This window comes from Floccifex porci (assembly GCF_009696175.1).
In the GTDB taxonomy this organism is placed as follows: Bacteria; Bacillota_I; Bacilli_A; order Erysipelotrichales; family Erysipelotrichaceae; genus Floccifex; species Floccifex porci.
The window spans coordinates 1-20,402 of sequence record NZ_VUMM01000002.1; the positions used below are offsets into that span (position 1 = coordinate 1).

15 protein-coding genes and 1 rRNA gene are annotated in these 20,402 nt (G+C 35.7%); 1 reads left to right on the forward strand and 15 read right to left on the reverse strand.

Annotated features, from left to right (window positions below; translation table 11 throughout):
- From FYJ50_RS01230 to FYJ50_RS01275, 10 genes are all read right to left on the reverse strand, one after another.
- Positions 1-258: ribosomal RNA gene (locus FYJ50_RS01230) — 16S ribosomal RNA — on the reverse strand; the annotation flags it as partial.
- A 260-nt stretch (positions 259-518) separates the two neighbouring features.
- Positions 519-1,961 (reverse strand): glycoside hydrolase family 1 protein, encoded by a 1,443-nt coding sequence (locus FYJ50_RS01235; RefSeq protein ID WP_154459228.1) that lies wholly within the window; start codon positions 1,959-1,961, stop codon positions 519-521.
- A 1-nt stretch (position 1,962) separates the two neighbouring features.
- A complete protein-coding gene (locus FYJ50_RS01240; protein ID WP_154459229.1) occupies positions 1,963-3,378 on the reverse strand; it encodes a 6-phospho-beta-glucosidase in 1,416 nt (471 codons plus the stop codon).
- Between the two features lie 2 nt (positions 3,379-3,380).
- Positions 3,381-4,628, reverse strand: a complete 1,248-nt coding sequence (locus tag FYJ50_RS01245; protein WP_154459230.1) for a glycoside hydrolase family 140 protein — start codon at positions 4,626-4,628, stop codon at positions 3,381-3,383.
- Entirely contained in the window at positions 4,622-6,085 is a 1,464-nt protein-coding gene (locus tag FYJ50_RS01250; protein WP_154459231.1) for an FGGY-family carbohydrate kinase, read from the reverse strand. The genes FYJ50_RS01245 and FYJ50_RS01250 overlap by 7 nt, the downstream gene beginning before the upstream one ends.
- Complete coding sequence (locus FYJ50_RS01255; protein ID WP_154459232.1) at positions 6,082-7,008, reverse strand: transketolase family protein; 927 nt, start codon at positions 7,006-7,008, stop codon at positions 6,082-6,084. The genes FYJ50_RS01250 and FYJ50_RS01255 overlap by 4 nt, the downstream gene beginning before the upstream one ends.
- Positions 7,005-7,823, reverse strand: a complete 819-nt coding sequence (locus FYJ50_RS01260; RefSeq protein WP_154459233.1) for a transketolase — start codon at positions 7,821-7,823, stop codon at positions 7,005-7,007. The genes FYJ50_RS01255 and FYJ50_RS01260 overlap by 4 nt, the downstream gene beginning before the upstream one ends.
- A 1-nt stretch (position 7,824) precedes the next feature.
- On the reverse strand, positions 7,825-9,222 hold the full coding sequence (locus tag FYJ50_RS01265; protein WP_154459234.1) for an L-fucose/L-arabinose isomerase family protein: 1,398 nt from the start codon (positions 9,220-9,222) through the stop codon (positions 7,825-7,827).
- A complete protein-coding gene (locus FYJ50_RS01270; RefSeq protein WP_154459235.1) occupies positions 9,209-10,768 on the reverse strand; it encodes a glycoside hydrolase family 140 protein in 1,560 nt (519 codons plus the stop codon). The genes FYJ50_RS01265 and FYJ50_RS01270 overlap by 14 nt, the downstream gene beginning before the upstream one ends.
- Positions 10,765-12,213 carry an alpha/beta hydrolase domain-containing protein gene (locus FYJ50_RS01275; protein WP_154459236.1) on the reverse strand — a complete coding sequence of 483 codons (1,449 nt, stop codon included), beginning with the start codon at positions 12,211-12,213 and terminating at the stop codon, positions 10,765-10,767. Before FYJ50_RS01275 ends, FYJ50_RS01270 begins: the two co-directional genes overlap by 4 nt.
- 37 nt (positions 12,214-12,250) lie before the next feature.
- On the opposite strand from FYJ50_RS01275, the gene FYJ50_RS01280 reads away from it, so the two are divergent.
- Positions 12,251-13,249, forward strand: coding sequence for a LacI family DNA-binding transcriptional regulator (locus FYJ50_RS01280; RefSeq protein ID WP_154459237.1), 999 nt, complete (start codon positions 12,251-12,253; stop codon positions 13,247-13,249).
- Between the two features lie 36 nt (positions 13,250-13,285).
- On the opposite strand, the gene FYJ50_RS01285 is transcribed toward FYJ50_RS01280, so the two are convergent.
- The 5 genes from FYJ50_RS01285 to FYJ50_RS01305 form a co-directional block, all read right to left on the reverse strand.
- The gene (locus FYJ50_RS01285; protein WP_154459238.1) at positions 13,286-14,701 is read right to left on the reverse strand and encodes a PTS transporter subunit EIIC; all 1,416 of its coding nucleotides are present in this window, start codon (positions 14,699-14,701) and stop codon (positions 13,286-13,288) included.
- Between the two features lie 132 nt (positions 14,702-14,833).
- Positions 14,834-15,661, reverse strand: a complete 828-nt coding sequence (locus FYJ50_RS01290; RefSeq protein WP_154459239.1) for a PRD domain-containing protein — start codon at positions 15,659-15,661, stop codon at positions 14,834-14,836.
- Between the two features lie 133 nt (positions 15,662-15,794).
- Entirely contained in the window at positions 15,795-17,228 is a 1,434-nt protein-coding gene (locus tag FYJ50_RS01295) for a family 43 glycosylhydrolase (RefSeq protein ID WP_154459240.1), read from the reverse strand.
- Positions 17,228-17,686 carry a PTS sugar transporter subunit IIA gene (locus tag FYJ50_RS01300; RefSeq protein WP_154459241.1) on the reverse strand — a complete coding sequence of 153 codons (459 nt, stop codon included), beginning with the start codon at positions 17,684-17,686 and terminating at the stop codon, positions 17,228-17,230. Before FYJ50_RS01300 ends, FYJ50_RS01295 begins: the two co-directional genes overlap by 1 nt.
- Before the next feature lie 159 nt (positions 17,687-17,845).
- On the reverse strand, positions 17,846-20,323 hold the full coding sequence (locus FYJ50_RS01305) for a hypothetical protein (protein WP_154459242.1): 2,478 nt from the start codon (positions 20,321-20,323) through the stop codon (positions 17,846-17,848).
- Positions 20,324-20,402: the final 79 nt, after the last annotated feature.

The following is a 20,402-nucleotide window of genomic DNA, read 5'->3' on the forward strand; positions in this document are numbered from 1 at the left end:
TACCTCACCAACCAGCTAATGCACCGCAGGTCCATCCATGTTCAGAGCCTTGCAGCTCCTTTAATATCTCTTCCATGCAGAAGCGATACCTATCCGGTTTTAGCACCCGTTTCCAGGCGTTATCCCGAGCACATGGGCAGGTTACCTACGTGTTACTCACCCGTTCGCCACTGGATATCCGAAGATATCCCGTTCGACTTGCATGTATTAGGCATGCCGCCAGCGTTCATCCTGAGCCAGGATCAAACTCTCCATTTGATTTAGCTCTCTAGATGTTCTGACACATCTTTCTTCCTTCTTTTAAATTGACGTTGCTGTTCTTTTCCTTGTACTTTCGTACTTCTTTCAGGTTTTCTTGTTCAGTTTTCAAAGATCGTTTCGCTGCTCTCTGTCGAGCGCTCACTTATACTACCAAATCCTTCCCCTTCAGTCAACTCTTTTTTTGAAAAAAAGTATCTTTTTTTTAATTTTTTTCTAATTTTTGTTTTAAATATAGAAAAAGGGCACTTTTTTATGCCCTAATCTAAATCTTCTCCATTGGTCTCAATTAACTTTTTATACCAGTAAAACGATTTTTTCTTTCTTCTTGAAAAATCTCCCGAACCATCGTCGTATTTTTCAACATAAATAAACCCATAACGTTTTCGCATTTCTCCGGTAGAAGCACTGACCAGATCAATGCATCCCCATGGTGTATAGCCTTTTAAATTAACACCATCTAATATGGCTTCATGCATCTGTTCAATGTGTGATTTTAAATAATTAATTCGATAATCATCCTGAATACTTCCATCTTCTTCTATTTTGTCATAAGCACCCAATCCATTTTCCACTACAAAAACAGGCAACTGGTAACGATCCCATATTTCATTCAACGAAAAACGTAATCCTTCTGGATCGATTTGCCATCCCCAGTCACTCGCTTTTAAATACGGATTTGGCACTCCTCCCAATAAATTTCCTTTTCCTAAAATCTGTTTTTCTGGATCTGAAGTCTGGCAGTTTGACATATAATACGAACAAGTATAGAAATCAACACATCCTTCTTTTAAAATCTGCTCGTCATTGTCTTTCATATGAATTTCGATATTGTTTTCTTTAAAATATCTATGAATATAATTTGGATATTTTCCTCGACACTGTACATCCGAACAAAACCAGTTCATAATTTGTGATTGTTTCTGATTGTATAATACATCAGCTGGTTTACAAGTTAAAGGATAGCTGGTTGCCATAATATTCATACATCCCACTTGATAATTTTCATCGATTTCATGAGCCAGCTTTACTGCCAATGCACTGGCTACAAACTGATGATGCAATCCCTGAAAACGATTTTGGGGAATATCAACCTGATTCATAAATTCCATTTCTTTAATTTCATTTAAGATTCCCTGATTTAAAAATCCTCCCACAGGTGTAGTCGCACTATTAATTTCATTAAATGTCAGCCAGTATTTTACTTTTCCTTTGTATCGAGTAAAAATCGCTCTACAGTAATTCAAATAACAATCAATCATTTCTCGACTTACCCAGGCATTGAATTTTTTTGTCAATCCAAATGGCACTTCATAATGAGAAATGGTAATCATTGGTTCAATATTATATTTTAAACACTCATCAATTAAACGATCATAAAACTGTAAACCCTTTTCATTTGGTTCTTTCTCATCTCCATTTGGAAAGATACGAGTCCACGAAATGGAAAAACGATACATTTTAAATCCCATTTCCGCAAACAATTTAATATCTTCTTTATATCGATGATAATGATCGATGGCCTGATGAGATGGATAGAAAATACCTTCTTTTATTTCTGGAGTGATTCGTTTCGAAGTATTTGCACTTCCTCCTGTACAAATATCTGGACAGGCTATCCCTTTTCCATCTTCATTCCAGGCACCTTCAAGCTGGTTGGCAGCCGTAGCCCCACCCCAATAAAAATCTTTTGGAAACGCCATATCACAATTCCTCTCCATTGGTTTCAATCACCTTTTTATACCAGTCAAAACTTTTCTTCTTATATCTTTTAAAGCTTCCTTTTCCTTCATCATCCAAATCTACATAAATCATTCCATAACGTTTGCTCATTTCTCCAGTCGAAGCACTCACCAGATCAATGCATCCCCATGGAGTATAGCCCCAAAGTTCGACACCATCTTCTTCTACAGCTTTTTTCATTTCTTTGATATGTTCTCTTAAATATTCAATGCGATAGTCATCTTCGATCTTTCCATCTATGATTTCATCTTTAGCTCCTAAACCATTTTCCACAATAAACAACGGTTTCTGGTAACGATCGTATAATGTATTCATTGTGATCCTTAATCCAAGCGGATCGATCTGCCATCCCCATTCACTGGCTTTTAGATAGGGATTCTTTGCTCCTTTAAATGCATTTCCAACTGAATTGTTTACATCTTCTAAAGTGGTTGCACAACGAGAAGAATAATAAGAAAAACTAATAAAATCCACTGTATTTTCTTTCATTACCATTTCATCTTCTTTTGACAAAGGAAGATTCAATCCCATTCTTTCAAATTTCTTTTTCGCATAATTTGGATAGTATCCTCTAGCCTGTACATCGATAAACATCATATTTTCTCGATCTTTCATTTTGGCTTCCCATACATCTTCCGGTTTACAACAATATGGATAAAAATCTCCGGCTGCCATCATACATCCAATTTTATTTTCTTCATCAATTTCATGACCAATTTTAGTTGCCCAGGCCGATGCGATCAGTTCATGATGCGCACTTAGATATTTTGAAGTTTCTTCATCTTCTCCTTTCTCAAAAACAAGACCCGCTCCCATAAAAGGAAGATGAAGGATCATATTTATTTCATTAAATGTCAGCCAGTAATGAACCAGACCTTTATAACGGGTAAACAATACCGTTACCAGTTTTTTATAAAATTCAACCAGCTTATAGTTTTTCCATCCACCGTATTTTTTGATCAGATGAATTGGACAATCAAAGTGTGTAATGGTAACCAGCGGTTCAATCCCATATTTTTTACATTCTTTAAAAACATCTTCATAGAATTGTAAACCTTCTTCATTGGGTTTCTCTTCATCTCCATTTGGAAAGATTCTCGTCCAGGCAATGGACATACGAAATGTTTTAAATCCCATTTCTGCCATTAATGCGAGATCTTCCTTATAATGATGATAAAAATCAATTCCATTTAAAGCAGGATAATAATGTGTATCATCCAATTCCAGCATTTTCATTTTTCCTAACATAACTGGAAAACGATCTTTACCATGAGGAATGACATCCACATTAGCTAAACCTCTGTTTCCTTCATTGTATCCACCTTCACACTGGTTGGCCGCTGTCGCTCCACCCCATAAAAAATTATCTGGAAACATTTTTATTCTCCTTTCCAAAGGATATACAGTGCATCCTGGTTAAATGGATGCATTTCTATTCCATTCTTATTTATATTTAATTGCGAAACAAAGCGATTTTCTAAATCAATGGCTTTTCCTGTATAATCACTTAAATCACAATTAAAACGTACTTTTGTGTTATGTTGAACATACACAAAAAGAGTTCCCTTTTCATCTTCTGCTACTCGAATATCTTCTGTTTTATTCAACAATAAATCTTGTCTGGCAGTTAACGCATTGACTTTAAAGGCTTCCATTACTTCTTTTAAATATCCATAATCCCAGGCACCTGGAAAGTTCATGGCTTCCTGATACGATTTAGGTGTGTCAAATCCTTCCCCTAATTTTGTCATGAACCCTTTATCCACTTTATGCCAGCTGTAAATTCCAGCCGCTCCATACGTAATTCCTGCACAAGCTCCTGAAAGAATAGAAACATAGGCTGCTCTTCTTACATCTTCTCGAGTCCATCGTCCATACATTCCTCCTGAATATCCCATTTGTTCGTAACATGGTTCCGAATTGATAACGGGTTTATCTGGATATTTTTCCTGCATTGCTTCACCTAACGAATAAGGCATGCTTAGATCTTTGGCATTGTGTCCACTTTGATAGAAACAAAGATCCATACATTCTAATAATTCTTCTGGAATATAAGAATAACGACCTTTTATATGCGTTGTGAATAAACAGTTTTTTGCCATTGATCTTAATTGTCTGGCAACGGTAATATAATAATCTTCTGTTTCTTTTTCTGGGAAATCCGTATCTCCACTTATAATGTAAATAGGATTTAAAGAAGTAAAAGTTTCATGAACGACATTCACATAATTTTCAAGACAATCAAACGGAAGAATGTCATCTTTCATCATTTTACTTGCCCATGTATGAGGTACATAATTGCACCACAATACCACCAAAGCCAGTTCAAAACCATATTCTTTCGCTGTTTTACACATTTGATACGCATGTTTAAAATAATCCATATTGATTTGATAAGGATCATTATCAATAAAAGGATTATAATTTAAATCTGTATCGGAAGCATCCCATTGAGGAAGAATATTGATTTGAATGGTATTAAAACCCTGTGCTTTTCGTTTATATAAATAATATTCCCATTCTTCCTCTGAAATATTTGTAAAAGCAGACCAGCAAGTATCTGCTAAATAGAAAAATGGGTTTCCATCTTTTTCAAGTGTTTTATGATTTTGTGCGATTCTTAACATGATTCCTCCTTACTCAACAATAAAGCCAAAGCATCATACCAGCGATCCATTCGCTTTTTCCAGTTGTTGATATCCATCTTTCGATTGTATTCTATATATTCACGATGAGAAAACAATGTTTCTTTCTGATAAAGTCCCACCGCAATTCCAGCCATATAAGCGACTCCAATAGCCGATAATTCTTCCTGTTTTGAAACTTTAACAGAACATCTTGCCATATCGCTTAGAAACTGCATCAAATAATTATTTTTGCTTGGGCCTCCATCCGCTTTTACCTGAGATAAAGCCAGAGCGCTGTCACTGGCCATTGCATTTAATATGTCGGTAATCTGATAGGCAATGCTTTCAACCGAAGCTTTAATCAATTCATTCTTTTTGGTCGTTCTGGACATATTATAAAAGATGGCTCTTACATTTTCATTCCAATGAGGTGCGCTTAATCCAGAAAAAGCAGGGACTAAGATTGTTTCATCTTCTTCATTTGCCTGTTCAATGGCTTGTTGAGTCTCATTTGGAGATTGAATCAATCCAAGATCATTCTGAATCCAGCTGATAATGGCTCCAGCATAATTGATATTACCTTCATATACATATTCCATTTTTCCATGCGTTTTCCATGCCAGCGAAGTGGTCAGTCCATTGTGACTTTTCATATACTGACTTCCAATATTCATCATAATGGAAGAACCGGTTCCCAAAGTAACTTTTACTTGTCCAGACTGATGGCAGCCTTGTCCAAATAAAGCCGCATGAGAATCCCCTAATACCGCATAAATTGGAATTTCATGATCCAGTATTCCTTCAACATCACTCATCCCAAAACAAGAATCACTGTCACAGACTTCTGGTAAATGTTCTTTTTCAATGCCAAATAAAGCACATAGTGAATCCGACCACTCTCCTGTATGAATATCAAACAATTGAGTTCTTGAAGCATTGGATGCATCTGTTTTATACGATTGGCCATGAGTCAAACAGTAAACCAGCCATGTATCAATGGTTCCAAAACGATAATTTCCTTCTGGTTTTACATTTTCTTTTAACCATACCATTTTACTGGCAGGAAAATATGGAGATAATACCAGTCCTGTAATATCATAAATTTCTTCTTTATGACTTTCATATCGCTTACAGATTTCACTGGCTCTGGCACATTGCCATACAATGGCATCGGTTAATGGATTTCCTTTTTCATCAAATAAAACCGTTGTTTCTCTTTGATTGGAAATTCCCATAGCCACTATATCCGAAGAAAGAATAGAACTCTCTTCGATGACATCCTGAATAGAAAGAATGGTATTCTGATAAATTTCCTTTGGATCATGAGATACATGACCCAATTCATTGACAATCTGTTTGTGTTTGCGATCTTTTCGACAAACAATGTCCCCTTTTTCATCAAACAACAAAGCTTTTGTGCTTTGTGTACTCTGATCGATACTTAATATATATTTCATACATTTTTTCGTACAGAAGCAACGATTCCTTCTGTATCCAATCCATAATATTTAAACATTTCTTTATTCGTTCCGGATATTAAATGTTCATCTGGTAAATTCAATTCCAATAAACGCTTTGGACAAGATTTTGATAAGACCTGTGCCACAGCTGCACCCAATCCACCTCTAGGTGCATGTTCTTCAATGGTTACCACCAGATTTACATCTTTTGCCTGCTGGATCAATGTTTCTTCATCCAATGGTTTAATGCAATACATATCGATTAGTCCAGTTGAAATCCCTTCTTTGTTTAATTGTTTCATAGCTTCTTTTGCGTATGGAACCATTTCTCCACAGGCAACCAGCAATACATCTGCTCCTGAAGAAATCACATTGGCTTTGTTTAGAGTGAAATCCATGTTTTCACCATATATATCTTCCGTTGCACTTCGAGATACACGGATATACGCAGGTAATTCATCTTCTAACAGACTTTCTATTAATTTAGCGGTCTGAAAACGATCGCTTGGATTGTAGACACGCATTCCCGTTAAACTGGACATAGCCGCAAAATCCTGACACGAATGATGTGTCATCCCCAAGGCTCCATAGCTGACGCCGCCAGAAATTCCAATTAAAGTAACATTGGTTTGTGAATAAGCCACATCCACTTTAGCCTGTTCATAGCTTCTGGTTGTCAGAAAGGAAGCAGGAGAAGCCGCAAATACTTTTTTATGACAGGAAGCCAGTCCCGCTGAAATTCCTACCAGATCCTGTTCGGCAATCCCAACTTCCACAAACTGTTCCGGATATGCATTCGCAAAGGGAGTTAACGAAGCCGATCCTCGAGAATCGGAACATACGACAACAATTTCTTTATCTTTTTTAGCTTTTTCTAATAAGACATCGCAAATGGCTTGTCGATTGGTAATGGTATTCATGATAGTACCTCCTCAATTTCTTTGATAGCCTGTTTGTATTGTTCTTCACTCATTACTCCATGATGCCAGGCTTTTTCATTTTCCATAAAAGAAACACCTTTTCCTTTCACTGTATGTGCCATGACAACACTTGGTTTTCCTTTACATTGTTCGGCTTTACGATACGCATCAACCAATTGTGTACAATCGTTTCCATCTTCTACTTCAATCACATTCCATCCAAAACAGGCAAATTTTTCCGATAAAGAAGAAGTGGACATAACTTCATCTGTAGTGCCAGAAATCTGTAAACGATTCAAATCCACTGTAGCACATAAATTGTCCAGTTTATATTGGCTGGCAGCCATCATCGCTTCATAATTTGACCCTTCTGCCATTTCCCCATCTCCTAAAACAACATACGTACGATACGATCTGGAATCCATTTTACCCGCAATGGCCATTCCTACCCCAATGGACAATCCATGTCCTAATGAACCGGAATTAATTTCAATTCCATTGATATCCGTATTTGGATGTCCAATAAATTTTGAATTGTACTGAGAAAATGTATCAATGGCTTCCTGTTTATCAAAGAATCCTTTATCCCCTAATACAACGAATAAAGCATCGGCACAATGTCCTTTACTTAACAGGAATCGATCTCGATTCTCATCTTTGAAGTTTTCTGGTGTCACATTCATGATTTCATTGTATAAAACATTTAAAATATCAATTACACTTAAATCTCCACCTACATGTCCCGCTTTTGATTTATGCATCATTTCAATAATGTCTTTTCTTAATTCATAACTTTTTCTTGTCAATGCATCCATTTTATTCACCTCGAATATACGCTTTTACTTCTTCTTCGTTATCATCATATAGATCTGGTTTTACTCCAATGTATTTACAGGCTTCATATAAAACAGGAACGATATCCTTATGAATTCCAACACAATGATGAATGTATGGTCCCTCTACAATTTTTGCTTCCAGACGTTTCCAGTTTTTCACTTCTACCCATACATACGTTCCCTTTGTGTAAGGTCCTTCCACCCCCTTGGCATTTCCTAACAACAAAGAATACTCTCCATTGTCTCCATCAAAACGACACAGAGTCATATCGCCTTTTTTTGCCTGGGCTTCTACAGCTCCTGGATAATCAAAAGCTAAAGGATACCCAATCGTTGGTTTACAGGAAGCACAGGAAACAGGCCAAGGTCCACAGTGCTGCAAAAGTTCTGCATTGTCGTTGTCAGGGTGTCGAACGGTCCAGTCCGCAAAGAATGTTCGAGCTTCATCCATACCAGCTGCTTCCGCCAATACCGCTGTAATGGCTCCATGAATATCGGTTTCACAGACCACAGGAAGACCTTCTTCATTTAATAAGCTGTTCGCTGCACATGGCATAATCCCAATTTCACTTTGTAGAGCATTCCAGCACTGAATCGCAATCGCATTGCATCCATATTGACTGGCTAATTGTTTCATTGCCACTTTTAAACAAGCAACATTTTCCAGCTGTTTTTCGGAAATGCACACATTAAAATTTTCTTTACAATATTGAATGGTATCCATTACAGATTGACTTCCTTTTACCTGTTTCATTTTTGAAGTCAATTCTGGCATAGGAATCGGAGACAATTGAATGTTGAATTTTTCTAACAGTTCTCCTTCATTGCACATCGTAGACCAGAAATCAAATGGACGAGGTCCAATTTGAAGTATGCGTGTCTTTTTAAACACTTTGACTACATTACATACTGCCAAAAAGTTTCTGATGCCTCTTTCAAATTCTTCATCTTCTAAATCACAATTACATAAATAGGTAAATGGAACCTGAAAACGTCTTAATACTTTTCCTGTTGCGAACAATCCACATTGAGAATCTCTTAAACGAATACCATTCGCATCGGGTCTTTCATCTCTAGGTCCCCATAATAAAACCGGAACACCCATTTCTTTTGCCAGACGAGCTACTTCGTATTCTGTTCCAAAATTTCCATGAGGGAAGAATAAACCGTCAATGTTTTCTTTTTTAAATTTTTCCTGAATTTTTATACGATCGTTATCATCATGCAACAATCCATCTTGTGCAATATCATCTATATCAACGAATTCCACATTCATCTCTTTTAATTTTTCTCTTGTTCTATTCGCATATTCTTCTGCTGCTGGAGCCGAAAAAATGCTTCTGCGAGTAGGGGCAAACCCTAATTTAATCTTTATCATATTTTCTCCTTTTTAATACAAGACACCAGTCTTTTTCATCTGGCTTTGAAATTGTTTTCCAACTCTGTTCAATAATCTGATCTTTTTCTTTACGATATTGTCCGCTTCTAGGATCAAACCACATACATTTATAATTTCCTGGAACAAAGCCATTCAATACACCACTTCTTCGCGTAGAAGCCGGATAATAAAACACCCAATGCGTATGGTCTTTTGATACCGTTACCATTGGCATCTTCTTTCCAAATGGATCGTTTTCAGCCCCCTGGCTTGTATGATAGGGATAAAGCTCTTCAAAGTGCTGATCTAAATAAAACTGTTTAAAATAAGCCATCTGTTTACCCGCATTTCCATCAATGGCTATATACCATGGAATATCAAAGCGATTAAAAAGGCTCATTTTATTTTCCATTCCTTTTTCCCATACACAGTCCCAGATTCCCTGTGCGCCATATGTGTAACCACATCCTCCAGATTGTATTGTGATATAAGCCACTCTTCTGACCATATCTTCATCACATAATCGTGTTCCATTTTCTTCCAGAGTGGAACAATACTCATAGAAAGCTTCCCCTTCCACAAAAGGTTTATCTTTTTTATAATTTAAATAATCACTCGCCTTGATGATGTAATCTCCATGTCCAGCCTGATTTAATGTAAAGTCCATCCATTCTTCTTCCTGATAATAAGTCGCAAATGGCCTTTCATTGGTATAATGTGCCGTTAAAGGATGATGATAGCCATCTATATGATGAATGAATTCTCCTATTATTTTCCATTGATCAATATAGAAATCTCTTTTTGAAACTTCATATCCAGCCACTTCTCCAGCTATGGTATAAACCATAGGATAACTTCCATAACGAGCTACAATATAGGAAGCCAGTTCCTTGTACTTTTCAACCTGATTTTCAATCGACATAAACCATGCCAATCCAAGTGCATTTACCAAACCTGCATCGGCAATGTATTCCATTCTTCGATCCAGTTCATTCTGATAAAACGAAACATTGGGTCGATTCTCTTTCCAGTAATGTTCTTTGCCACCCATAAGTTCATCACTTCTTAAATTGGTCTGATAAACGGTATAGCCTTGTTTTTTTCTAAGATCCACCATCCCTTTAAACATACTATCCATATGCGGATGATTGGATTGATCCCATTTTTCTTTGTACGCAAATTCCCAATGCGTATCTCCTAACCAGAAAAAAGGAGTTCCATCGGCATAAGTAAAATAACGTTTATCCTGGCTGACTTTAATAAATCCATGTTTATATATATCTAATGTTCCACTATAAGGAACACATTCGATCCATCCTGTTTTTCCATTTAGTTCTGAATCGTTGCTTTCCAATCGATATTGCCAATCTCCCAATAAAACAGGACTAAAGGCAATTCCCATTTTCTGAAAACCATCCCAATACGCTTCTCGAACAATAGAAGTCTTCCCATTGGTGAAAATGGCTTTCAATTCACAATTAAAATAAGGGTCTTCTATTTGTGTTTCAAAATACAATCGCAATGTTCGATATCGTTCAACTCTCATTTCAATCCTCTTTTCTTAGCCAATGAAACAGCAATCTTCACAAGTTTATCGGCATCTTCTTTGCAGATAAATCCTTTAGATACTTGTTCTTTGGTATCTTTTCTACATAACTTTTCATAATTGGATAAAGAACCATACAATTCCTGTAAAAAACTGGCAGAAAAAGCTTTCTGATATCCAAATAAAGGATCTTTATCACTAGTGGGATCCACAAAACTTTGACCAATTTCAACCTGACTTGAAGCACTATATCGAGCGGTTGGATAGTTTAATAAACAAGTTCTTAATCCACCCATCGTATTTCCAAAAACATCTTTTGAATTGCTTCCATCAAATTCCATACGAATGCGCTGACAGGAATTGGGTCCAATTCCATCTCGAACCCATTGAAATAAATTTCGGAAAGCGGCCGCAAATAAAATCTGTGAAGGATAATCGTTTCCTTCTTCATGTTTACCATGATATTCAGGAAGCATATGAATTCGTTTCAGATCTTTGTCATTGCGATAATAATTCACATAACTGTACATCGTATCGTGTGAACTTCCTGTCACCTCGTATTCACGATACAGGAAATTCGGATCGTTGCTATCCATTCTCTTGGTCCGGAAAGCATCAAATTGCCCATTTTCACTTTCAGTCTGTACAGAAATTAATGGTTCTGGACAATATTCCACTCGAGTTAAACGAAAATCATAATCCATACAAGATTCATATTGATTGACTGGAACAATTAAATTTCGAATTCCTCCACCTGCCAGATATCCATCAAATGTCTTTTCTTTACGAAAACTGTTTAAATAGCGAAATAAGTAACACGCAGATTGTGACCATCCCGTTAAATAAATATAGGAATGAGGATATTTTTCAATTGGATTGGATGCATCCTCTTTTCTTAAAAGTTCATTTAAATCTGTCAACATATCCCAGAACAATCCAGTTTCGTAAGATACATCTAAATCCGGCAGTAAATGTTTTCGAATCACATCTTCCTGTGTAAAAGGAAAAGGTTCTGGATTGGGATTTGGCCACGACAAAGATTTATATCGATCTTTATCAAATTCAATCAATTTTGCGATGGTGTTAGGTTTACTGGTAATACCTACATAAATATCTTGATCCCGAATAAACTTTTCATGTCCCAGAATCCACATTCTTTCAATTTCCATAAAAGAAGTAGGATTTATGATCTCTACAACTACATTTCCACTTGCCTTTTCAACATTCTCTGGCATACGAACAACGATTCGATTCTGATAAGAAACATCTTTATATTTGATTTTTACTTCACCTGTATTTCCATCACTTTCATATACATTGCTGGTTCCCATAATAAAATATTCTTTTTCAATGTAATGATTCTTTTTAAAATCACAGTATTTAGCTGCACTTGAAAACGGATAGCTTTCTTCTGTGATGGGAATTTCCTGGATTTTATGAATCATATTTTTCACTCCTTTAAAATTTTGATATAATACTCCTATGAAAATCACAGCTAAACAAATTGCCGAAAAACTAAATATTTCAACCGCTGCCGTTTCCATGGCACTTAATAATAAACCCGGTGTCAGTGTAGCTATGCGTCATAAAATTATTGATGTTGCTACAGAGATGGGATATGATTTTTCTCGTATTCAGAAAAAGATGGAAAAATCAAATGAAATTGCGTTTGTTTTTTTTCATAAAAATTTTGTGTTTGATACACCTTTTTTTACAGAGCTAGCCACCAGTGTAGAAACAACGGTAAAAGAGAATGGCTTTCAACTGGTTGTTCATCACATTCATGATCTAGATAATCTGGAAGAAAAGGTAGCCACTTTAAATTCCTATCATTATGCTGGAATCATCTTATTGGGAACCACTATGAATCAAAATGAGTTTTCTTATTTTCAAAAACTGGAAATTCCAATCTTGCTGCTGGATACGTATTTTCCAAATATCAAAACCAATTGTGTAGTGATCAACAATGTAGATGGTGCCCAATCGGCAACCGAATATTTGATAAAAAAACATCATAAACAGCCTGGATATCTGCATGCTAGTCAGAACATTCAGAATTTTGCCGAACGCTCTTTAGGCTTTTATAATGGGGTTCGAACTAATTCCTATCCTGTTTCTAAATCCATTGTGCATCTATTATCGTGTTCCGTTGAAGGCGCTTATGCAGATATGCTGGAAATACTGAAGAATAAGGAGCCTGTCGCTTCCTGTTACTTCGCGGACAATGATGAAATTGCCATAGGTGCTATGCGGGCTTTTAAGGAAATGGGATATCGTATTCCAGAAGATGTTGCCATCATTGGTTTTGATAACATTCCCTATTCCACTTTTGTGGATCCTCCATTAACAACCATTGATGTTCCTAAAGCCTTTATGGGTAAAATTGCTGCTCGTTTTTTAATTGAAGTCATTAAAAATCCAAGTGAGCACCATGCAAAAATTGAAATCAATACATCTCTTGTGATTCGTAATTCTATATAAGACAAAAGGTTCAAGCCAAGCTTGAACCTTTATTGATTATTTGCTGGCTTTTTTTCCTTTGAAATTTTTTAAGCCATCACCATCACCAAATCCTAATATAACTCCTACAATAAAGGCAGCTACAAAAGCGACGGCACAGGCAATACATGCATTAATGAAGTTTTGTCCAGGACCTCCAGCGTATTGAAGTACAGTTAAGAAGTTAGATGCTCCAAGAGTATAAACAGCGACTCCTAAGATTCCACCAACAAGTCCACCAATGAAACCACCAATGATTTGTGTAGCCATTGCTTTTTTGTTACGTAATAAGATACCGAACAATGTTGGTTCTGAAATACCACCTACGATCAATGTGATCACATTGGCACCTGCCATTTGTTTTTCTTCTCCCTTTACACGTAAGAAGTAAGCTAAAGTCATACCCATTAAAGCGTAATTGGCAATGTTTGATCCAGCTAATACAATTGGGTCATATCCTAATGTAGTGATGTTGATCAATGCGATTTGAATTACTGCAATATGCATTCCTGTAGCCACTAAGAATGGCCAGAAAGCCGCAATCAAGGCGATAGCCAATGGTCCAACAAAGTCATATAATGTTGAGAAGATCCATGATAATCCCATACCGATCCAGTTACCTACCGGAGCCAATACACACATCATTAATGGAACCATGATCACTAAAGTACAGAATGGAACTCCAATGACTTTGATACTTTTTAACATGTGCTGATTGAAGAAATCAAATACATATTTCAAAGCAAATACTGCTAATAAAGAAGGAAGGATCCCATTCGCATAATTATTTAACTGCATTGGAATAAATCCATAAATATTAAATGGTTCACCCAATCCAACAATGTTGATAATGTTTGGATCGATCAATAACACACCCAGTAATAAAGCCAATGGAATACTTGTATTTAATTTTTTAGCTGCACCATAAGCTGCAAACACAGGCATAAAATAGAATCCGGCATTTCCAACAATATACAGCGTCTGCATAATATCCGCTGATTCTGGGAATACATTCATTAATGTTGGTCCTAAAACGGAATAGAACATCTTGAAGAACCCGGCTCCCATCATGATTGGAATCAATGGAACAACAGTACCTGAAATATAATCTAGGACTTTCGATGGTAATTTTTTGATATCAAATGGTTCTTTGTCTAAATTTTCATCAATTGCACTTTCAATACCTAAACCAGCCATTGCACAGAATTCAGGATACACATCACTGACATGCTGTCCAATAATGATCTGAAATTGTTCTCCAGAAAACTGAGCTCCTACGGCTCCTTTAATGGAACGTACGGCTTCTACATTCACTTTTGATTTGTCTTTTAGATTTAAACGTAATCTTGTCATACAATGTACAGCAGATGAAACATTTTCTTTTCCACCGACATTATTTAGAATCTGATTGCAAAATTCTGTATACTTTGCCATTTTTTCTTTTTCCTCGCTCTCTTTTTTCTTCTATATGCTTTCAGGATATTGCGCACTACCCTGTATTAGCTAAAATAAAAACCTGACGCACAGAAAGAACACTTTCTTGCATCAGGTAAAGCCCATCACTGGTTACAATCCTTCTTTTGCACAAAGTCGATTGATATGTATCATTAAATATAGCAGCTCTTCTTTACTTGGCTCTATATTTAACTCACTATATATATAACATTTAATTTTTTCTATCACTTTCCTTAATTCAGGATATTTCTGATAGACATCTTCATACATCTTAATATTATCCGAGAAATCCTTTGACATCTGATTGGTTCTCTTTAATAAATATTTAAGATGTGTCACAAATCGAGAATAACTGAAACCGCTTCGATCAATGATAATATCCATTTCACTTTCTACAATATCGGTAATATCCTCTACAAAATGTTCAAAATCATCTTTTTCATCGTTTTTTTTCACTTCCTGCTTCGCATTGATAAAATGCATCGCAATGTTTGCTTCTTCGGATTGAGGAAGCCGTATCTTTAAACGACGATCAATATGTTTCACTGCCCATTTTCCAAGCAGCATTTCTTTTTCATATAAATGACGAATCTCATTGGTCATCGGGTTACTTAACACAAGCCCCTTCTTACAATTCTCTATCGCAAAATTTATATGATCACAAAGTGAAAACCAGAACGTTCGATTTAACTCTACTTTTAGATAAGCACTCCCTTTTTTCACTATTTCATAACTCACTTCCAGAACATCTTCCGGTAGTTCATTTAAAAGCGAAACATAGTGCGGATCCAGGTTGTAGTAGGTCCGATCAATCTGAGACAATTCAATCTCATACGGAGCTTTCTTAAATCCAATGCCCTTACCAAATGCGATAACTTCGTGATTATTGTCATCTACACAAACAGCCACATTGTTATTAATATTTCGAATGACCTTCATTTTTATACTCCGTTGCTTTTCACGTCTATATCTTATAACGAAATGAAAGCGTTGTCAATAAATATTTTTAAGTTAATTTTACTTAATTTATTAGTTATTTTTACTCAATTTTAATTTATTAAGTATATATTACTTAATTGAAAGAAAATGATTTAAATTTTAAAACACTTTTTCCTCTACAGACAAAGCGTAAATCGTTTACCTGATTCTTAATACAGACTTTTGCGGCTACTTTTGTATAAGAATCACATTTTTTGATATCTAAAACACCCACTTTTTTATTTCCTGTATATATATCCCATTGACAATCTGAACTGGAAGTGACAACTACAGATATTTGAGATACATCCTGATAATCAAAATATTTATATCCAATTACCGTTCCATCCTGAATATTGGTGATATAAGCTTCTTTGTTTTCATCCTGAGTGATTGCTGGATGAAGCTGAGAATCCATCGATACATCTTCTTTACAAGCACCTTCTTTTGACATTAACACGCAGGCAATATAAGAAGGATAATCTTCCAAAGCTTTTAATGGACCTTTATTCAATCCACAGGATGTCATTTCTGCCTGATCGAACGTTCCATCTGGATTCATCTTCAACTTTTCTGCAACCCCTTGTCTTTGATATTGGGTATAATGGGTATGCCGATGTCCAAAAATATAATAGGTACCTTCTATCTCCACTATAGAGCCATGATTGTTCGCATAATAATACGATGGCTTTTCTTCAATTCCAATATTTCCATTGGAATGTAAAACTCCTTTATATTCAAAATCCCGATCTGGATATTTTGACATTGCGTAACACAATTCATGTCCATTTACACTGGAATAAATCGCATAATAGTTATCTTTAAATTTTCGCATAGAACTGGCTTCAAAAAATTCATGTCCTTCAAAACCCGTTCCTTTTGAATTGCTGACACCCGGCAATAAAGGAACCGGCTCACTTTTTAATGTCAGCATATCCTCTTCCAGTTTCATCACCAGGTTTCCAGTAGTCGATATATTTATATCTATGTTTAATCCTTGTTTCTGTATTTTCTTTTTAATTCGTTCTATAACCTCTGGTGTAGATGAAAATCCAGAATACAGATACACCTGTCCATCTTCATCTTTAAATACACCTGGATCAAACTGTTGTCGATCTCCCTTTTTTTTACCTAAAATTGTTCCATCTTTGTGATGTACATGTCCATAAAATGTAAAAGGTCCTTCTGGTTTATCGCTTTTTGCCACCGATATCGTATCCGATGTATCTAAACCATAAAACAGATAATAAATACCTTCTTTTTCTACAACATCCGGTGCAAACATCAAACGCTTTCCTGTTTCATTTAACGGATCTTCTTTTCCTGTATAAATAATGCCATGACAGATCCAATCGGATAGATCCTTTACTGGAGCCGACCAGCATACATAGGGTTCCATACAGTATGTATTCCCATTAAAACGATCGTGAGAACCGTAAACATAAACACGATCCTTGAAAACATGGGGTTCTCCATCCGGTACATATTCCCAGCTGGGTAAGTAGGGATTAAAAGCCTGTTTGATCATTAAATCAGTTTTTCACCAGCATTTACGGTTCTATTTCCTAAATCAAAAGCTTTATCATACCCCGATGGGAATACAACCATTGTCACCAGATTGTACCCTTTTGCCTCTAATGCTTCTTTATCAAATTCAACCATTGGTTCTCCTGCTTTGATTTTTCCACCTTGTTTTACCAGCACATTAAATCCTTCTCCATTTAATTCCACAGTATCTAAACCAATGTGAACAATGCATTCAATGCCATCTTTTGTCTTAATACCCACTGCATGTCCTGTAGGAAATACCGTTTCCAGGCTTCCACTTAATGGAGCTACCACTCTATTTGACCCTGGAATCACCGCAAATCCATCTCCCATCATCTTAGTTGAAAATACTTGATCCGGTACTTGTGATAAAGGAATCAATTCACCAGAAACGGGTGCAACAATTTTAAATTCTTCTTTCTTAAAAAAATTGAACATGTTCTCTTACCTCCCATAAAAAAAACTTCTTCTTAAGCAACCTAAAAAATCCTTTAAAGAATTTTTCGGGAAAGCCTTCAGAAGAAGTAACAAACCTATTCATTTCTTTATCTATATGAAGTATAGAAATTTTTGAAAGCGCTGTCAAGAAAAAATTATTTATTCTTTCATTAAAATTGCTTTTTGAAATCCAAATGGTTCAATCGGTAAATAACTTGACAATGGTTCTCTTATTTTTGTTCCTAAAGTATTGGTTATCTTTACAATACATTCATTTTTTCCGGACTGTACTTGTTCTGTACAATCAAATACATAAGGTTTACAGATTCGAGTATCCACTTCTTTTCCATTTAGAATCACTTGTGCAATTTCATATACATCTTCTAATATAAGTTTTATTTTACATTTTGAATCCAAATAGAAATCCGTTTTATAAATAGCCGTTCCACACACCTGTTCATATCCTTTTATACTGGATACGAATTTTAACTGATTGCCAATCGTTTTTCCATCAAATTCGATCTTCCAATTGTCTAATTCCATTTCTTTTTCCTCTTTAAACAATGTACGCTGTTTTACAGGATAGCTTTCTATTGATTGAATAACTATTTTTGATTCATAAGAAGACAAATGAATCCTTGGATCATATTCATACAACTCATTTTTAAACGCATCGTATTCATAAGCATTTTTTAAAGGAAAATCAAATTCTATATCTTCTTCTACACTTTCATTAAAAAACATATAAATCTTTTTATTCTCTTTTTCATATTCATAAACAACCAGGTTTTTATTGTTGACGGGTACTATTTTATATTCATCTAAATCTTTTAAGATTTCTACTTTTGTAAGCCATTGTTTAAAATATTTACTTTCCCCAATGACTTTTGATGGAAGTTCTTTTTCAAATATAACCCGAACATTGGATTCATATAAGAAATCAACTAAATCTTTACATATATATTGACTATATGGAAATAATAGTACTTCAAATTCTGTTTCATTTATTTTTAATTTTGAATTCATACATTTTCCGGATAAGATGTAGTCTTTTGAAACAATATCAAAATGAATCTGATTCTGTGTTAAATATTTTGATAATTTTTCTACCGGAGTATAACTGGAAGCCCATTCGTTTTCTGCCGGATAATACAAAGCCACCTTTGAAGGATATTTTCCATTGGAAAACAAGGAACAAATTCGATTCATATATTGATCAAGTACTGGAAAATACGGAAATTGCGGATTGTGTCCATGTGCATAAAAATGTGGAGGACAATCCCAGTCTGGAAACTCTTTTGGATTGAAGGCATGAGGTACAATATTGTTGACTCCTCGAACCATTAAACTGTCCGCAATCCATTTCATCGTTTTCAATCCTTCATTCCATCCATATGCACCAAAGGCTTCGCACATACATCGTCCCTGTTTCTTAGGATCCAGATGAGAAGCAGAAGCTCCTAATTTTGCTAGAGCATAATGATAAAATTCTCCATTGGCCCCTCCAGTACTGAATGCATCGTGATGATAATTCATTCCTGGTACGATCTGTGTTCCAATCACATCAATTCCGGCATAATGCATTCCCTCTTGACCCCTAAAATAGTGTCCGGTTCCATATCCCAAACGTGCATGGGCTCCATTGTCTTCAATGGTATGTCCAACATAGGATACATTATGCTCTTCACACCACTTTCCTAATACACTGGTAAAATTCTCATTGTACAGTTTTGTGATTTGGTCCATATACTGAACTCGAATTTCATTTTCTTTTCCTTGTGCTTTTGTCCATAACAATGGTAAATACTTTAAATCAAATGAAAATTCTTTTTCTAAATCTTTACGATATGGCAAAGGCATATCGCTTCCAATTGTAGCTTCGCATCCTTTCACATTCCCAAATCTAGGTTCATCGGAGAAAAATGCCTGTATGCTCTTGCCAAATTCCTCTTTAAAATGCTGGTAATGTGGTTCATACACTTCATCAATTAATATTTGAGTCGCTTCTTTCATAAGTGGATTCAAATAATCTTTTGTGGTTTCTTCTCCTCCTTTTTTTGTTTCAAAAACCACAAACAGACTATAAGCCCCTTTGGGAATGTCTACCGTGATCAAGCGACTGGAATCAATACAATGGCTAATATCCATCAACGTATCCGAATCTATTTCATCGTCTTCACTTTCCACTCGTTTTGCCATATAAACACCTAAAATACGAATGTCTTTTTCTGGTTTTTCCCAGATTCTTCCTTTTAGAACCTGCAGGTTGATTCGAGCCTGTGGAATCGGTCCATGGACATCATATCGTCTGCACCACATATAAGTTTTTAAATATTGTGGATAACTGGATACCACTTTTCCATTGGCATACCCAGTGGGAAAATGAGAATCATCTAAAATCCACACTTTCATATTTTTTTCTTTACATTTTTTCAGAATACAGTTTAGATCCTCCCACCACTTTTCTTTAACAAAATCCGGATGGGGTCTAGCTTCAATACAGATTGCCTTCATCTGTGATTCATATATTTTATCCACATATTTCTCTAAAATTTCATGGCTTTCCCCATGTTGCCAGAAAAATGGATATAAATGATTTTCTACTTCTTTTTTAAATATTGTCTGATATCCACTCATAGTTTCCTCCTAAATAAAAAGACTTCTTTTCGGCCACTATAAAAAATCTACATTTTTTATAGGACAAGCCTTCCAAGAA

Excerpts from the sequence above, each read along its gene's own strand:
- FYJ50_RS01240 (WP_154459229.1), bottom strand. The coding sequence starts at position 3,378 with ATGTTTCCAGATAATTTTTTATGGGGTGGAGCGACAGCGGCCAACCAG.
- FYJ50_RS01280 (WP_154459237.1), top strand. The coding sequence starts at position 12,251 with ATGAAAATCACAGCTAAACAAATTGCCGAAAAACTAAATATTTCAACC.
- FYJ50_RS01265 (WP_154459234.1), bottom strand. The coding sequence starts at position 9,222 with ATGATAAAGATTAAATTAGGGTTTGCCCCTACTCGCAGAAGCATTTTT.
- FYJ50_RS01270 (WP_154459235.1), bottom strand. The coding sequence starts at position 10,768 with ATGAGAGTTGAACGATATCGAACATTGCGATTGTATTTTGAAACACAA.
- FYJ50_RS01290 (WP_154459239.1), bottom strand. The coding sequence starts at position 15,661 with ATGAAGGTCATTCGAAATATTAATAACAATGTGGCTGTTTGTGTAGAT.
- FYJ50_RS01285 (WP_154459238.1), bottom strand. The coding sequence starts at position 14,701 with ATGGCAAAGTATACAGAATTTTGCAATCAGATTCTAAATAATGTCGGT.
- FYJ50_RS01250 (WP_154459231.1), bottom strand. The coding sequence starts at position 6,085 with ATGAAATATATATTAAGTATCGATCAGAGTACACAAAGCACAAAAGCT.
- FYJ50_RS01245 (WP_154459230.1), bottom strand. The coding sequence starts at position 4,628 with ATGTTAAGAATCGCACAAAATCATAAAACACTTGAAAAAGATGGAAAC.
- FYJ50_RS01295 (WP_154459240.1), bottom strand. The coding sequence starts at position 17,228 with ATGATCAAACAGGCTTTTAATCCCTACTTACCCAGCTGGGAATATGTA.
- FYJ50_RS01255 (WP_154459232.1), bottom strand. The coding sequence starts at position 7,008 with ATGAATACCATTACCAATCGACAAGCCATTTGCGATGTCTTATTAGAA.
- FYJ50_RS01300 (WP_154459241.1), bottom strand. The coding sequence starts at position 17,686 with ATGTTCAATTTTTTTAAGAAAGAAGAATTTAAAATTGTTGCACCCGTT.
- FYJ50_RS01305 (WP_154459242.1), bottom strand. The coding sequence starts at position 20,323 with ATGAGTGGATATCAGACAATATTTAAAAAAGAAGTAGAAAATCATTTA.
- FYJ50_RS01260 (WP_154459233.1), bottom strand. The coding sequence starts at position 7,823 with ATGGATGCATTGACAAGAAAAAGTTATGAATTAAGAAAAGACATTATT.
- FYJ50_RS01275 (WP_154459236.1), bottom strand. The coding sequence starts at position 12,213 with ATGATTCATAAAATCCAGGAAATTCCCATCACAGAAGAAAGCTATCCG.
- FYJ50_RS01235 (WP_154459228.1), bottom strand. The coding sequence starts at position 1,961 with ATGGCGTTTCCAAAAGATTTTTATTGGGGTGGGGCTACGGCTGCCAAC.